Genomic DNA, 14,673 nt, shown 5'->3' on the forward strand with positions numbered 1-14,673 from the left:
GTCGCGCGCGGCGGGACCCCGCGTACGGGGGACAAGCGGCCGACTCGCGCCGCTGTGCAGGGCGTTTCGGCGGAGCCCGATCCTGTACACTGGGAGAGCACCTCGAAATCGAGGTGACTACGCGTGCCCACAGCGACTCAGGTCGTGGCATCCATTCCCACAGGTCCCGCTCTTCGAGCGGGCGGGCGTGTGCCGGGCACCAGGACTGCCGGTCGATCGATCGGCGAGAACAACCTCAACGACGCGACAGCGTCAGAACAAGGAGACGACCATGGCTGTGGTCACCATCCGCCAGCTGCTCGACAGCGGCGTGCACTTCGGACACCAGACCCGCCGGTGGAACCCGAAGGTGAAGCGCTTCATCCTGACCGAGCGCTCGGGCATCCACATCATCGACCTGCAGCAGTCGCTGTCGTACATCGACCAGGCGTACGACTTCGTCAAGGAGACCGTCGCCCGCGGCGGCACCATCCTCTTCGTCGGCACCAAGAAGCAGGCGCAGGAGATCCTCGCCGAGCAGGCCGACCGCGTCGGCCAGCCCTACGTCAACCAGCGCTGGCTGGGTGGCCTCCTCACCAACTTCTCCACCATCGCGAAGCGTCTCGCCCGCATGAAGGAGCTCGAGGAGCTCGACTACGACAACCCCGCAGCCTCCGGCTTCACCAAGAAGGAGCTGCTGCTCAAGAAGCGCGAGCTCGACAAGCTGCACAAGTCGCTCGGCGGCATCCGGAACCTGTCGAAGACCCCGTCTGCCCTCTGGGTCGTCGACGCCAAGCGCGAGCACCTCGCCATCGACGAGGCCAAGAAGCTCGGCATCCCGGTGATCGGCATCCTCGACACCAACGCCGACCCCGACGACTTCCAGTACCCGATCCCCGGCAACGACGACGCGATCCGCTCGGTCTCGCTGCTGACGCGCATCATCGCCGACGCCGCCGCCGAGGGCCTGCAGCAGAAGCACAACCCCGACGCCGGCGACGCTGAGCCGCTCGCCGAGTGGGAGCGCGAGCTGCTCGAGGGCGGCGAGGCACCGGCTGAGGCAGCCACCGAGGCACCGGCTGAGGCAGCCACCGAGGCACCGGCCGAGGCAGCTGAGGCTCCGGCCGAGGCAGACGCCAAGTAAGTCACCCCCACACGTTCAGATACGAAGCAAGGAGCCACCACACATGGCCAACTTCACCATCGCCGACATCAAGGCGCTGCGCGAGCAGCTCGGCACCGGAATGGTCGACACCAAGAAGGCGCTCGAGGAGGCTGACGGAGACGTCGAGAAGGCGACCGAGATCCTTCGCCTCAAGGGCGCGAAGGGCAACGCGAAGCGCGCCGACCGCTCCACGAGCGAGGGCCTCGTCGTCGCTCGCGAGGCCGACGGCGCTGTGACGCTGATCGAGCTCGCCTGCGAGACCGACTTCGTCGCGAAGAACGAGCGGTTCATCACGCTCGCCGAGAAGGTCGCCGACGCCGTCGCGGCCGTCGCCGCCGATTCGGTCGAGGCAGCCCTCGCCGCTCCGGCCGGCGAGCAGACCGTCGAGCAGCTGATCTCGGACGAGGCCGCCATCATCGGCGAGAAGGTCGAACTGCGTCGCGTGCGCACCGTCACCGGTGACGCCGTCTCGGTCTACCTGCACCGCACCAGCAAGGACCTGCCCCCGCAGATCGGTGTCGTCGTCGCCTACAGCGGCTCCGACGCCGAGACCGCTCGCAGCATCGCGCAGCACATCTCGTTCGCGAACCCCTCGTACCTCTCCCGTGAGGACGTCCCGGCCGCCGAGGTCGAGAAGGAGCGCGAGATCGTCACCGAGATCTCCCGCAACGAGGGCAAGCCCGAGGCCGCGCTGCCGAAGATCGTCGAGGGTCGCGTCACCGCGTACTTCAAGCAGGTCGCGCTTCTCGAGCAGGACTACGCGAAGGACAACAAGCTGTCCGTGGCCCAGGTCGCGAAGGATGCCGGCATCACCGTGACCGACTTCGCGCGCTTCAAGGTCGGCGCGTAACAGTTCCCAGGGGGTTCGGATCCGAGATCCGAACCCCCTTCTTCATGCCCAGAAGGCACTATCTTGAATCGGGACGAGAGGAACCCATCCATGACCGAAGGCACCGGACGCCGGCGCGTCCTCCTGAAGCTCTCCGGCGAAGCGTTCGGCGGAGGCCAGCTCGGCGTCAACCCCGACATCGTCAGTCAGATCGCGCGCGACATCGCGGCAGCCGTGGATCGTGTCGAGATCGCCATCGTCGTCGGCGGCGGCAACTTCTTCCGGGGCGCCGAGCTCAGCCAGCGTGGCATGGACCGCGGCCGTGCCGACTACATGGGCATGCTCGGCACCGTCATGAACGCCCTGGCGCTGCAGGACTTCCTCGAGCAGGCCGGGGCCGCAACCCGCGTGCAGTCGGCCATCTCGATGACGCAGGTCGCCGAACCCTACATCCCGCTGCGTGCAGAGCGTCACATGGAGAAGGGGCGTGTGATCATCTTCGGCGCCGGCGCGGGTCTGCCGTACTTCTCCACCGACACCGTCGCCGCCCAGCGCGCCCTCGAGATCGGCGCGGATGAGGTGCTGGTCGCGAAGAACGGCGTCGACGCCATCTACACTGCCGATCCGAACAAGGATGCCAGCGCGGAGCGCATCGAGCGAGTCACCTATCGCGATGCTCTGCAGCGCGGTCTCAAGGTCGTCGACTCGACCGCGTTCAGCCTCTGCATGGACAACAACATGGACATGCGCGTGTTCGGGATGGAGCCGGCAGGCAACGTCACGAAGGCGCTGCTCGGCGAGCCGATCGGCACGCTCGTCACGCCCTGAACGCCTCGTCGCTCAGGGTTCTGCGGCACATCGCCGGATAGAATCGTTCGAAAACCACGACCTAAGGAGCACCCGTGATCGCGGACGTCCTCGCAGATACCACCGCACGCATGACCCGCGCGGTCGACGCCGCCAAGGAGGACTTCGCCACCGTCCGCACCGGGCGCGCGAACCCCCAGCTCTTCCAGAAGCTGATGGTCGACTACTACGGCTCGCCGACGCCGATCGCGCAGCTGGCGTCGATGGCGAATCCGGAGGCGCGCACTCTGATCGTCACCCCGTACGACAAGAGCGCGCTGAAGGCGATCGAGCAGGCCATTCGCGACATGCCCAACCTCGGCGCCAACCCTACGAACGACGGCAACATCGTCCGCGTGACGATGCCCGAGCTGACCGAGGAACGGCGCAAGGAGTACGTCAAGCTCGTGCGCTCGAAGGGCGAGGATGCCAAGGTGCAGGTGCGCGGCATCCGTCGCAAGGCCAAGGATCAGCTCGACGCTCTGAAGAACGAGGTCGGCGAGGATGAGATCGCTCGCGGGGAGAAGGACCTCGACGCGCTGACCCGCCAGTACGTCGACGCCATCGATGACGCGCTCAAGCGCAAAGAGGCAGAGCTGCTCGAGGTCTGAGGCATGTCAGGCGACAGCGATCCCGGCGAACAGCCGCTGACCCGTCGAGAAGCCCGGCAGGGGCCCTCTGACGGCGAGGCTTCGCCGCGCCCGGCCTCCGGCGACCGAAGCGGCGGTGCGTCCGATCCGGGGCGGCCCCTGTCGGATGCGGCGTTTCCGGCGTTCGACACCGGGCGCATCCCTCCTCGTCCTCCCATGCCGGTCGGGGAGGGCGCGGAGTCCCACGCCCTGCGCGAGCAGTGGCGTGCCAGACGCGATGAGTTCGAGTCGCACGTCACGCAGGCTCGTGAGCAGTTCGATCAGGCCAACGAGCGGATCAAGCAGCGCACCGGACGCGATCTGATCGTGGCCATCCTGATCGGCGTCGCATTCGGCGCCGTGCTGATCGCCTCGCTGCTGTTCATCAAATGGCTGTTCCTGCCGATCGCGATCGCGGCCGGACTGCTCGGCACCTACGAGCTCTCCCGTGCGCTTCGAGCAGGAGGCCGTCGCGTCGACATCGCCCCGCAGCTCATCGCGGGCGCGGCCGTGCTGCTGACCGGACCGTTCGCCGCGCTGTGGCTGAGCTGGGTCGTGCTCATCGCGGCGGTCGCGTTCGTCAGCGTCTGGCGGATGATCGGGCAGATGATCGCGGCAGACGGCCGAACGTACGGCGCCGTGCTCGCAGACGTCGTCGTCGGCGCCTTCGTGCAGGTCTACGTGCCCTTCCTGACCTCGGTGGCCCTCATGCTGCTGAGCCGGGAGAGCGGGGAGTGGTGGGTGCTCGGCTTCATCGCCGTCGCGGTCGCCGCCGACACGTGCGCCTACGCCGCGGGTCTCGCGCTCGGCAGGCACCCCATGGCTCCGCGAATCAGTCCGAAGAAGACCTGGGAGGGTTTCGGCGGTGCGGTCGTCGGGTCGCTCGCCGTGGGCGTGCTGCTCGCGATCTTCCTGCTTCAGCTCCCGTGGTGGTGCGGTCTGATCTTCGGCGCCGCGATCCTCATCTGCGCCACGCTCGGGGACCTGGGCGAATCGATGCTCAAGCGCGACCTCGGCATCAAGGACATGAGCTCGTGGCTGCCGGGGCACGGCGGTCTGCTCGACCGTCTCGACAGCATCCTTCCGTCGACCGTTCCCGCTCTCGCGCTGTACTACCTGCTCACCCCTCTGATCGGATCCTGATGACTGATTCCGACCTCGAGACGCTCGTCTCGTCGCGTGACGAGACGCCGCCCGCATTCCCGCTCACCACGGGACGCCATCGCGGATACCATCGAGCGGCGGTCGACAGCTTCCTCGACTCCGCCCGCGCGGCGTTCGAGGAGTCGCGCGCCGACTTCGGCGCCGACGACGTGCGGGCCGCATCCTTCCCTCTCGTCAGGGGAGGCTATGTGATCGCCGATGTCGATGCCGCGCTCGCGCGGGTGGAGGATGCGTTCGCGCAGCGCGCCCGCGAGCGGGCGATCAGCAGCGTCGGCGTCGACGCCTGGGTCGCCCAGGCTCGCGAGGACGCCCAGCAGGTGCTCGATCACCTCAGCAGGCCGCGCAGGAAGCGGTTCGCGCGCACGACCATCCTCACCTTCGGCTACCGGGTGGACGAGGTGGACCACGTCGGCGACCGCATCGCGGCATTCCTGCGCGACGGTGAGCCGCTCGACGTCGAGCAGGTCCGCGGCGCCGCCTTCCGAATGCAGCGCGGCGGCTATCGGGAGGAGCAGGTGGATGCCCTCCTCGACGCGACGGTGGAAGTCATCCTGTCCGTGCGATGAGGTGTTCTCGGTGAGTTCTCATGGATGTAGTGCCGAGGTGTGCGTAGACTGATGGCCATCGTGACTCCCGATAACGAATTGATCTCGAACGCGCCGCGCTCGAACGCATCGCGTGCGATGAAGAAGAACAAGACGCGTCATCGCGTCAGCGCTGTGCTGGCCGGTCTCGCCGTCGTCGGCATCTCGGCGGCCATGATGGCGCCGAGCGGTGTCGCCGTCGCCGATCCCGAGCCGACCGAGACGCCCGTGACGGCGTTCTCGCTGGCGGCCGCCGACACACAGAGCATCACGGTCTCGGTCGAGGGCGCAGACATCGCTCCCGTGGCCCGCAACGGCTTCGAGGTCTACGTCAAGCCGAAGCCGACCCCGCCGCCCGCACCTGCGCCGGTCGCGAAGGCGGCAGCCGCTCCGAAGAGCAGCGCACCTGCCCAGCCGCCGCGCTATACAGGTGGCGGCTCGAAGGAGGAGTGGATGGCGGCCGCCGGCATCGCCGGCAGCGACTGGCCGTATGTCGACTACATCGTCTCCAAGGAGAGCGGCTGGAATCCGAACGCGACGAACAAGTCGTCGGGCGCGTGCGGACTCGTCCAGGCGCTTCCCTGCAGCAAGGTCCCCGGCAATGGATACGACCCGGTGGACAACCTCCGCTGGGGCAACGGCTACGCCGTGGGGCGCTACGGAAGCTGGGCCGGCGCGTACAACTTCTGGACCCGCAACCACTGGTGGTGAGCAGGCGGCATGCCACGCTCCCGTCGACGCAGGCCTGAGCGCTCCGCGTCGGATGAGTCATTCGACCGGCTCCTGGCCGGGTGGAAGCGCACCGAGACCAGACGGGGTCGGGACTGGGTCGTCCAGCCGATCTCAGCGGTGAAGGCGGTCAAGGAGTACCGGTGCCCCGGCTGCGCGGGTATGGTCGCGCCAGGGACGGCGCACGTCGTCGTCTGGCGCGCGGACGGGGTGATGGGCGAGAGCGCTGATCTCGCCGCCCGGCGCCACTGGCATTCGCACTGCTGGCGCATCGCCTGAATGCGCCGGCCCCGCTCAGCGCTCGTTCATGCGGGGGATCAGCACCTGCCGGTAGATGATCAGCACGCTCGCGGCCACGGGGATGGCGATCAGCGCACCGAGGAGCCCGAGCAGCGCGCCGCCGGACAGCGCCGCGATGACGACCACGGCTCCGGGAACCGACACGGCGCGGCTCATGATGCGGGGTGCGATGAAATAGGCCTCGACCTGCATGTAGATCAGGTAGTAGATCGCGGCGGCCAGAGCCGTCCCGGGCGATCCGACCCCGGGCAGCAGGCAGGCGAGCACGATGATCGTCGAGCCGGTCAGCGTCCCGACCAGCGGGATGAGCGAGAAGAAGAAGGCGACCACGGCGAGAACCGCGGTGAACGGCGCGTCGATGATCGACAGGAAGACCATGCTCAGGATGCCGTTGATCACGCCGAGCGTGACCTGGCCCATGACGTAGTGGCCGACCGAATCGGTGATCTGGTCGGCGATGTCGATGAAGCGCTCGCGCCTGGAAGCCGGCACGAGCTGATAGACGGCGCGCTTGAGCGACGGTGTCGAGGCGGTCATGTAGATCGTGAGGATCAGCACGATGAACGCACCGAACGCCCCGGCCAGCACCGCGCCGCCGACGACCCACACGCCTTCGCCGATCGTGGTGCTCCACTGGGTCACGTTCTTGGTCCACTCCTCCGACGTGATCCAGCTGTCGATGTAGTCGAAGACCAGGTTCACCTCGAGATCGGGGAACGCGTCCGCCAGCCAGGCCTTGACGTCGCTCACGGTCTGCTCGCCGTTCACGAACAGCGGGGTGATGCGTGTCACCAGCTGCGTGATCTGATCGGTCACGACCGGCAGCACGATCAGCACGACCGCGGCGAAGACGCCCAGCACGGCGAGGATGGTGAGCAGCACGGCGGCCCAGCGGGGCAGTCCGCGGCGCTCGAGGAAGGTGACGAGCGGGTCGAGTCCGAGACTCAGGAAGAGGGCGGTGCCGATGTAGAGGATGACCGTCGACAGGGTCTGCACGCCGGTGAGCAGCAGAAGCCCCAGCCCCACGCCGAGCGTCGCCACCAGCGCGGTGCGAAAGGGACTGTGAATCTTCATGGCTCTCCTGATCGACCTGCGATGATCCTAGTTGCTGCTCGGTTCGGCGCCCCCGCGACGGGCCGCAGCTCGCGCGGCCCGGTCGCACCCCGCGCTTCGTGGGCAACGCCCAGGTGGTTTCGCTAGTCTGAAACGTCGAGCGGACCGGCGGCGAATGCCCGGTCACGTAAGGAGTTGATTCGTGCGTTTCGTATGGGCCGTCGTGGCCTTCGTGCTGGCCACGGTTCTCATCGGAGCCGGGATCGCCCAGCGCACCATCTTCATGGGACCCACAGAGCAGACGATGGCACTCTCGGCCGACGAGCCGCAGCCCTATCTGCTCGTCGATGCCGAGGTGCTCAGCGCGCACCCGGGTCTGCAGACCCTGCTCGTGCGCGACGATGGCGAGATCTTCGTCGCGTACGCACGCACCGCTGACGCCGAGGCGTGGCTGTCCGACACGAGCTACACCAGCGTCACCCTGGGGAAGGGCGACGAGCCGGTCAGCGAGACGGTGGCGCCGCAGCAGACACCGACCGAAGGCGGCGAGACCTCGGGGCGCAACCCGGCAGGATCCGACCTGTGGTTGGACTCGTTCGTCGACGAGGACTACCTCATCACCGAGATGCAGCTGACGCCTGGCCACAGCGTGCTCATCGCCCGCGACGGCGTCGAGCCCGCGCCCGACGACGTCGTCATCAGCTGGGGTGTCGACACCCGCACACCGCTGGCTGGTCCGCTGATGACCGCCGGCGGCGTCCTGCTGCTCGCAGGTCTCGTGCTCTACATCCTGGCGATCCGCCATCAGCGGCGCGGACGCGGCCCGCTGCGCAAGGGCCCAGGACCGCTGCCCGAGACGCAGCCCATCGAGATGCAGGGCGCGCCGCGGCGCGAGGCGATCGAGCCCGGTGACGCGCCGGCAGCCGATCCCGACGGCGCAGCGACCGATAGAACCGATGCGCCCGCAGGCGCGTCCGCCGCGGACGATCGGCCCTCCGGCCGCACGCAGCGGAACGCACTGCGACGGCGCCTGGCCATGGGCCTGCCCGCGCTGACCCTGACCGCCGTGCTCGCGACCGGCTGCACGGCGGAATCCTGGCCGGAGTTCGGCGCTCAGAGCCCGACGCCGACCCCCACGCCGACGGTCGTGACACCCGAAGACCAGAAGCTTCCGGTCGTGACGAAGAAGCAGGGTCAGCGCATCGTCTCCGAGATCGCCGAGGTCGTGCAGCAGGCCGACACGGATCTCGACATCGCCCGTGCAGAGACGCGTCTGGCGGGCCCCGTGCTGGAGGGCCGGCGCACGGAGTACGCGCTCCGCGGCAAGATCGCCGAGCGCACCGAGCCGCTGACCGCACCGCGGGACAAGGTCAAGATCCTGCTTCCGGAGGCGACCGACAGCTGGCCGCGCTCGGTGCTCGCTCTGACAGTCTCGGAGAAGGACGACACTGCGGCGCCAGTGCTGCTGACGATGACGCAGGACGACCCCTGGTCGAACTACCGCATCTCCGAGATGGCCGACATGCCCGCCGCGTCGGAGTTCCCCGACGTCGCTCCGGCTTGGCTCGGCACCACCCGCATCCCGGCCGACTCGCCGTTCCTGGCGCTCGCCCCGGAGCAGCTGGCCGAGGCGTTCTCCGACTTCGTCGACAACGGCGACAAGAGCGAGTTCGCCGGCCGATTCGACGCGACTGCCGAGAAACTCGCGCAGAGCATCCGCGACAGCCGCACCGCCATCCTCACCGGCCTCAAAGAGAAGCAGGCCGACACCACGTCGGCGGTCGCGTTCGACATGACGGCGCCTGAAGAGACTCCTCTCTCCCTCGCCACGCTGGGCAGCGGTGCGGTGGTCGCCGTGCGTGTCGACGACATCGAGACGATCACGCCGACGTCGGCTGACGCGGTGATCAGGATCGGGGAGAATCAGGAGGCGAGCGTGCTGACGGGTGTGAAGGAGTCGGCGAAGGGCTTCACGACGACCTACGGCATCCAGCTCTTCTTCTCCGTGCCCGCGCAGGGCTCCAAGGAGCAGATCCGTCTGCTCGCCTACCATCAGGACCTCCTCAGTGTGAAGGTGAACCAGTGACCGATATCTCCGCTGCCGCGCTGCGCGGCGCCGTCGATCTTTCCTCTCTGCGCAACCGCCCGGCCGCCGCCCAGGCGCCGTCGGGTGCGGCAGCCCCGGCCGCCCCCGGCGATGGCGCGTCCGATGTCGTCGTCGACGTCACGGACCAGTCGTTCGGCGAGATCCTCGAGCTGTCGCGCTCCGTTCCGGTGGTCGTCGATCTCTGGGCCGAGTGGTGCGGGCCGTGCAAACAGCTCAGCCCGATCATCGAGAAGGTGACCCGTGAGCAGCGCGGACGCGTCGTGCTCGCCAAGGTCGACGTCGACGCCAACCCGCAGGTCGCCCAGGCGTTCCGCGCCCAGTCGATCCCGATGGTCGTCGCGCTCATCGGCGGACAGCCCGTGCCGATGTTCACCGGTGCGGTGCCCGAGGAGCAGGTGCGTGAGGTCTTCGCGCGTCTGCTGGAGGTCGCCGCGCAGAACGGCGTCACCGGATCGGTGCCGTACGGCGACGACGACGCTCCCGTGGCCGACACCGATGAGCCGGCGCCCATGCCGCCGCTGCACGCGGAGGCTTTCGAGGCCATCGAAGCCGGCGACTACGCCCGCGCGATCAGCGCGTACGAGAAGGCTCTGGCCGAGAACCCCCGTGACGACGACGCGAAGGCAGGGCTCGGCCAGGTGCGGCTGCTGCACCGGGTGCAGGGTCTGGACCTGCAGCAGGTTCGCGCTGCGGCGGCCGCCGCGCCCACGGATGTCGACGCGCAGTTCCGGGTGGCCGACCTCGACCTCGCGGGCGGCCATGTCGATGACGCGTTCGGCAGGCTGCTGGACCTGTTCACCGCGGCCGACTCCGACGGCCGCACCCGCATCCGCGAGCGGCTGGTCGAGCTGTTCGAGCTCATCGGCGCCACCGATCCCCGCGTGACCGCCGCGCGCACAAGGCTCACCTCGCTGCTCTTCTGATGCAGCGCAGCGCTGGAACGACAGCGCCCGGCCCCTCAGGGCCGGGCGCTCGTTCGTTCACCAGTGGCTGGGTGTCGGCAGGTGCGGGTCGGGCTGGTACCGGAACCACAGCGTCGACAGCGCGGGAAGCGTGACGGTCGCGACAGCAGGGTCGTCGTCACTCTCCCTGTGCGCGCTGATCATGCCGAGGTTGCCGGCGTCGTGCCCGCCGAAGACAGCGGCATCCGTGTTCAGCACCTCCTGCCAGGATCCCTCGACCGGCAGCGCGAGGCGATATCCGGTGCGCGTCACGCCCGCGAAGTTGGAGATGACGACGAGGCGGCCGCCATGGGCATCCCGCCGCTCGAAGGCGATCACGCTGGGGTCCCAGCTGGGAGCGCCCAGACGCGAGAACGACGAGCCGTCGTTGTCGCGCTCCCACAGCGGCGCGTGCGCGCGGTACGTGGCGTTCAGCGAGCCCACCAGCTGCTGCAGCTGAGCGTGCGACGGCTGGTCGAGCAGCCACCAGTCCAGCTCGCGGTCTACCGACCATTCGCCGATCTGACCGAATTCCTGACCCATGAACAGCAGCTTCTTGCCGGGATGGCCCCACATGAAACCCAGGTAGGCGCGCAGGTTCGCGAGCTTCTGCGCGTGGTCGCCCGGCATGCGCGATACCAGGCTTCCCTTGCCGTGCACGACTTCGTCATGGCTGATCGGCAGCATGTAGTTCTCGCCGAAGGCATAGACGAACGAGAACGTCATCTCGCCCTCGTGGTGCGAGCGATGCAGCGGGTCGCGCTTCATGTACTCGAGCGAGTCGTTCATCCAGCCCATGTTCCACTTGAAACCGAAGCCCAGTCCGGCATGGTCGGTGGGGGCGGTCACGCCGGGGAAGGCGGTCGACTCCTCGGCGATCATGACGATGCCCTTGTGCAGCCGATAGGCGGTGGCGTTGACCTCCTGCAGGAAGTGGATGGCCTCGAGGTTCTCCCGGCCGCCGTGGATGTTCGGCTCCCATTCGCCCGCCTTGCGCGAGTAATCGAGATAGAGCATCGATGCGACGGCGTCGACGCGCAGCCCGTCGATGTGGAACTCGCTGAGCCAGAACAGGGCGTTGGCCACGAGGAAGTTGCGCACCTCGCTGCGGCCGTAGTCGAAGACCAGGGTGCCCCAGTCCTGATGCTCGCCGCGCCGCGGGTCCGCGTGCTCGTACAGCGCGGTGCCGTCGAAGCGCGCCAGAGCGAACTCGTCCTTGGGGAAGTGGCCAGGCACCCAGTCCATGATCACGCCGATGCCCGCCTGATGCAGGCGGTCGATCAGATACCGCAGATCGTCGGGGGTGCCGAACCGGCTCGTCGCCGCGTAGTAGCCGCTCACCTGATAGCCCCACGACCCGCCGAACGGATGCTCGGCGAGGGGCATGAACTCCACGTGCGTGAAACCCGTCGCGAGGACGTGCTCGATCAGCGGATCCGCCGCATCGCGATAGGTGAGGCCGCCGCGCCAGGATCCGAGGTGCACCTCGTACACCGACATCGGCTGCGCGACCGCATGCGCCGAGGCTCGGCGGCGCAGCCACGACTCGTCGTTCCAGCGGTAGGCGCTCAACGTGACGACGGACGCGGTCGCGGGCGGCAGCTCCGCCTGCTGGGCCATCGGGTCGGCCTTGAGTCGCCAGTGCCCGTCGGCACCGAGGATCTCGTACTTGTAGCGTGCGCCGACGGGAACATCGGGGATGAAGAGCTCCCAGACGCCGCTGCCGCCCATCGAGCGCATCACGTGACCTTCGCCGTTCCAGCCGTTGAAGTCGCCCACCACACGCACCGCCCCGGCGTTCGGAGCCCACACGGCGAAGTCGACGCCCTGCTCGCGGTCCAGGGCCCGCGGGTGCGACCCCAGGACCTCCCACAGCCGCTCGTGGCGCCCCTCGGCGATGAGGTGGATGTCGAGTTCTCCGACCGCGCTGAGGTGACGATAGGGGTCGCCGGCGATCGTCTCCTCGCCGTCCTCGTAGGTCGTCGCAAGGCGGTACGCCACAGGAGGCCCGCTGTGGGTGCCCTCCCAGATCCCGTGGGCGACGTGTGCGAGGTCGAGTCGCGACCCGTCGTCGAAGACCGCCTGCACAGCGCGGGCGAACGGCCGGCGTGCGCGGATCGCGGTGGTGGTGCGTCCCACGGAATCGGTGCGCGGATGCGCTCCGAGCACGGCGTGGGGATCGTGATGGGTGGATTGCGACACCGCGATCCACTCCGCCGACGCAGAGACGTCTTCGAGATAGCTCATGATCGCTCCTTCACCTTCAGGATGTGCACGGGCTCGGCGAAGGCGTCGAGTCGCACATAGTTGTGGTCTGTCCAGGTCCAGACTGCCCCGGTGAGCAGATCCTCGACCTCGAACGCGTCGCCGGGTTCGATGCCCCAGACCGTGGTGTCGAGGTGCACGGTCGTCTCGCGCACGGAGTGCGGGTCGACGTTCGCCACGACGATGATGGTGTCGGCGTGCCCGGTGCCGGTGAAGGCGGCATCCAGGTGCTTGGAGTAGACGAGCACGGCGTCGTCGTCGCTCCAGTGCGCAGAGAAGTTGCGCAGCTGCCCCAGAGCCGGATGCTCGCGACGGATCTCGTTCAGACGCCGCAGCAGCGGCGCGAGTGACTCACCACGCTGCTCAGCACCTTCCCAGTCGCGGAACTTGTACTCGTACTTCTCGTTGTCGATGTTCTCTTCCGACCCGGGCCTGGCCACGTTCTCGATCAGCTCGTACCCCGCGTACACGCCCCAGATCGGAGCCGCGGTCGCCGCGATGCACGCCCGGATGCGGTAGGCCGCCTGTCCGCCGTACTGCAGGTACTCGGTGAGGATGTCGTGCGTGTTCACGAAGAGGTTCGGGCGCATGTAGTCGCTCGTCTCCTGCGACACCGAGGTGAGGAACTCCTCGAGCTCCGCCTTGGTGTTGCGCCATGTGAAGTACGAGTAGCTCTGCTGGAAGCCGACGGCGGCCAGCGCGCGCATCACGGCGGGACGGGTGAACGCCTCGGCGAGGAAGATCACATCGGGGTCTGCGGCGTTGACCTCGGCGATCAGCCACTCCCAGAACTGCAGCGGCTTGGTGTGCGGGTTGTCGACGCGGAAGATCTTCACCCCGAGCGACACCCAGTGCATGACGACACGCAGCATCTCGGCGTAGCTGCCGGCCGGATCGTTGTCGAAGTTGATCGGATAGATGTCCTGATACTTCTTCGGCGGGTTCTCGGCGTAGGCGATCGTGCCGTCGGGGAGGGTCGTGAACCACTCCGGATGCTCGTCCACCCAGGGGTGATCGGGAGACGCCTGCAGCGCGAGATCGAGGGCGACCTCGAGGCCCTCCTTCGCCGCGGCGCGGATGAAGGAGCGCAGGTCCTTCTCGGTGCCGAGTTCGGGGTGGATGGCGTCATGACCGCCGTCCGCGGAGCCGATCGCGTACGGCGATCCCGGATCGCCCGGCTCGGTGGTGAGCGTGTTGTTGCGACCCTTGCGGTTGGTCGCCCCGATCGGGTGGATCGGCACGAGGTACACCACGTCGAAGCCCATCCCGGCCACGCCCGGCAGCCGCCGCGCCGCGGTACGGAAGGTGCCGCTCTTCACGGTGCCGTCCTTGCGGCGCACAGCACCCTCCGAGCGGGGGAAGAACTCGTACCAGGCGCCGACGCCCGCCCGTCGACGCTCCACGCGCAGGGGCAGCCAGTCGGTGACCGATCCGAGCGAGGCGAGCGGGCGAGCGGCGAAGGCGTCGTGCAGGGTGACGGCGACGGCGACGGTGCGCAGCGCCTCGGCATCCGCTGTCTTCTGCGCCCTGCGCAGCGTCGTCGCCGCGGCCTTCAGGATGCGCGCCTCGGTGGAGGGCCGGTCTCCTTCGGCGGCGGCAGCTGCGAGCAGCTGCACGCCCAGCGCGCACATCACGGGCACGTCGACGCCGGCGAGCGCCTTGACGTCGGCGGCGTGCGCCCAGGTGCCGAAGTCATCTGAGAACGCCTCGAACCGGTAGCGCCAGTCGCCTGCGAGGTCGAGCGCGGCGGTCGTGCGCCAGCGGTCGGTGCCGTCGTCGAGCGCGTCGAGGCGGTGCAGCGTCTCACGCCCGTCCGGAGCGGAGAGGCGCAGATGCACGCCGATGAGATCGTGCCCTTCGCGGAAGGCCACGACACCGAACGGCACGGCTTCGCCGACGAAGGCCTTCGCCGGGTACCCCTGGGGCACATGCGGTGTCGGCGAGAAGAGCGGGATCCGCCCGGCCCTGAGGCCGGGGGCATGCGTCGTCTCAGCGGCAGGGCGCAGAGGGATCTGGGCGGGGCTTCTCAGACCCGCAGAGTCACGTGCTGTCGGTGCTGCCACACCTCGAATGTACCGTGCC

General features: G+C 68.5%; 13 protein-coding genes. 10 read left to right on the top strand and 3 right to left on the bottom strand.

Annotation, left to right across the window (positions count from 1 at the left end; genetic code table 11):
• The first annotated feature begins 271 nt into the window (after positions 1 to 271).
• From rpsB to V2S05_RS02965, 8 genes are all read left to right on the top strand, one after another.
• A complete protein-coding gene (gene rpsB, locus V2S05_RS02930; protein WP_413633797.1) occupies positions 272 to 1,123 on the top strand; it encodes a 30S ribosomal protein S2 in 852 nt (283 codons plus the stop codon).
• 43 nt (positions 1,124 to 1,166) lie between these two features.
• On the top strand, positions 1,167 to 1,994 hold the full coding sequence (gene tsf, locus V2S05_RS02935; RefSeq protein WP_271637719.1) for a translation elongation factor Ts: 828 nt from the start codon (positions 1,167 to 1,169) through the stop codon (positions 1,992 to 1,994).
• 90 nt (positions 1,995 to 2,084) lie between these two features.
• Positions 2,085 to 2,801, top strand: a complete 717-nt coding sequence (pyrH, locus tag V2S05_RS02940) for a UMP kinase (RefSeq protein ID WP_271637718.1) — start codon at positions 2,085 to 2,087, stop codon at positions 2,799 to 2,801.
• A gap of 74 nt (positions 2,802 to 2,875) precedes the next feature.
• Entirely contained in the window at positions 2,876 to 3,430 is a 555-nt protein-coding gene (frr, locus tag V2S05_RS02945; protein WP_271637717.1) for a ribosome recycling factor, read from the top strand.
• A gap of 195 nt (positions 3,431 to 3,625) precedes the next feature.
• Positions 3,626 to 4,591 (top strand): phosphatidate cytidylyltransferase, encoded by a 966-nt coding sequence (locus tag V2S05_RS02950; RefSeq protein WP_413633798.1) that lies wholly within the window; start codon positions 3,626 to 3,628, stop codon positions 4,589 to 4,591.
• On the top strand, positions 4,591 to 5,178 hold the full coding sequence (locus V2S05_RS02955; protein ID WP_413633799.1) for a DivIVA domain-containing protein: 588 nt from the start codon (positions 4,591 to 4,593) through the stop codon (positions 5,176 to 5,178). Before V2S05_RS02950 ends, V2S05_RS02955 begins: the two co-directional genes overlap by 1 nt.
• Before the next feature lie 60 nt (positions 5,179 to 5,238).
• The gene (locus V2S05_RS02960; protein ID WP_413633801.1) at positions 5,239 to 5,907 is read left to right on the top strand and encodes a transglycosylase SLT domain-containing protein; all 669 of its coding nucleotides are present in this window, start codon (positions 5,239 to 5,241) and stop codon (positions 5,905 to 5,907) included.
• A 9-nt stretch (positions 5,908 to 5,916) separates the two neighbouring features.
• Positions 5,917 to 6,204 carry a hypothetical protein gene (locus tag V2S05_RS02965; RefSeq protein WP_271637712.1) on the top strand — a complete coding sequence of 96 codons (288 nt, stop codon included), beginning with the start codon at positions 5,917 to 5,919 and terminating at the stop codon, positions 6,202 to 6,204.
• A gap of 15 nt (positions 6,205 to 6,219) precedes the next feature.
• Here V2S05_RS02965 and V2S05_RS02970 read toward each other — a convergent pair whose 3' ends face one another.
• Positions 6,220 to 7,299 carry an AI-2E family transporter gene (locus V2S05_RS02970; RefSeq protein ID WP_413633803.1) on the bottom strand — a complete coding sequence of 360 codons (1,080 nt, stop codon included), beginning with the start codon at positions 7,297 to 7,299 and terminating at the stop codon, positions 6,220 to 6,222.
• A 181-nt stretch (positions 7,300 to 7,480) separates the two neighbouring features.
• Between V2S05_RS02970 and V2S05_RS02975 the strand changes: the two genes are divergently transcribed.
• Positions 7,481 to 9,364: a glycosyl transferase gene (locus V2S05_RS02975; protein WP_413633805.1), complete on the top strand. Its 1,884-nt coding sequence runs from the start codon at positions 7,481 to 7,483 to the stop codon at positions 9,362 to 9,364.
• Entirely contained in the window at positions 9,361 to 10,308 is a 948-nt protein-coding gene (locus tag V2S05_RS02980) for a tetratricopeptide repeat protein (protein ID WP_413633807.1), read from the top strand. Before V2S05_RS02975 ends, V2S05_RS02980 begins: the two co-directional genes overlap by 4 nt.
• A gap of 57 nt (positions 10,309 to 10,365) precedes the next feature.
• On the opposite strand, the gene glgB is transcribed toward V2S05_RS02980, so the two are convergent.
• Both glgB and V2S05_RS02990 read right to left on the bottom strand, forming a co-directional pair.
• Entirely contained in the window at positions 10,366 to 12,573 is a 2,208-nt protein-coding gene (glgB, locus tag V2S05_RS02985; RefSeq protein WP_413633808.1) for a 1,4-alpha-glucan branching protein GlgB, read from the bottom strand.
• Complete coding sequence (locus tag V2S05_RS02990; RefSeq protein ID WP_413633810.1) at positions 12,570 to 14,654, bottom strand: maltotransferase domain-containing protein; 2,085 nt, start codon at positions 14,652 to 14,654, stop codon at positions 12,570 to 12,572. Before V2S05_RS02990 ends, glgB begins: the two co-directional genes overlap by 4 nt.
• Between the last annotated feature and the right edge of the window lie 19 nt (positions 14,655 to 14,673).

Origin of the sequence: Microbacterium sp. OR16, assembly GCF_047306725.1 — a bacterium.
GTDB lineage: Bacteria > Actinomycetota > Actinomycetes > Actinomycetales > Microbacteriaceae > Microbacterium.

Excerpts from the sequence above, each read along its gene's own strand:
- pyrH (WP_271637718.1), top strand. The coding sequence starts at position 2,085 with ATGACCGAAGGCACCGGACGCCGGCGCGTCCTCCTGAAGCTCTCCGGC.
- V2S05_RS02955 (WP_413633799.1), top strand. The coding sequence starts at position 4,591 with ATGACTGATTCCGACCTCGAGACGCTCGTCTCGTCGCGTGACGAGACG.
- rpsB (WP_413633797.1), top strand. The coding sequence starts at position 272 with ATGGCTGTGGTCACCATCCGCCAGCTGCTCGACAGCGGCGTGCACTTC.
- glgB (WP_413633808.1), bottom strand. The coding sequence starts at position 12,573 with ATGAGCTATCTCGAAGACGTCTCTGCGTCGGCGGAGTGGATCGCGGTG.
- tsf (WP_271637719.1), top strand. The coding sequence starts at position 1,167 with ATGGCCAACTTCACCATCGCCGACATCAAGGCGCTGCGCGAGCAGCTC.
- V2S05_RS02965 (WP_271637712.1), top strand. The coding sequence starts at position 5,917 with ATGCCACGCTCCCGTCGACGCAGGCCTGAGCGCTCCGCGTCGGATGAG.
- V2S05_RS02950 (WP_413633798.1), top strand. The coding sequence starts at position 3,626 with ATGCCGGTCGGGGAGGGCGCGGAGTCCCACGCCCTGCGCGAGCAGTGG.
- V2S05_RS02970 (WP_413633803.1), bottom strand. The coding sequence starts at position 7,299 with ATGAAGATTCACAGTCCCTTTCGCACCGCGCTGGTGGCGACGCTCGGC.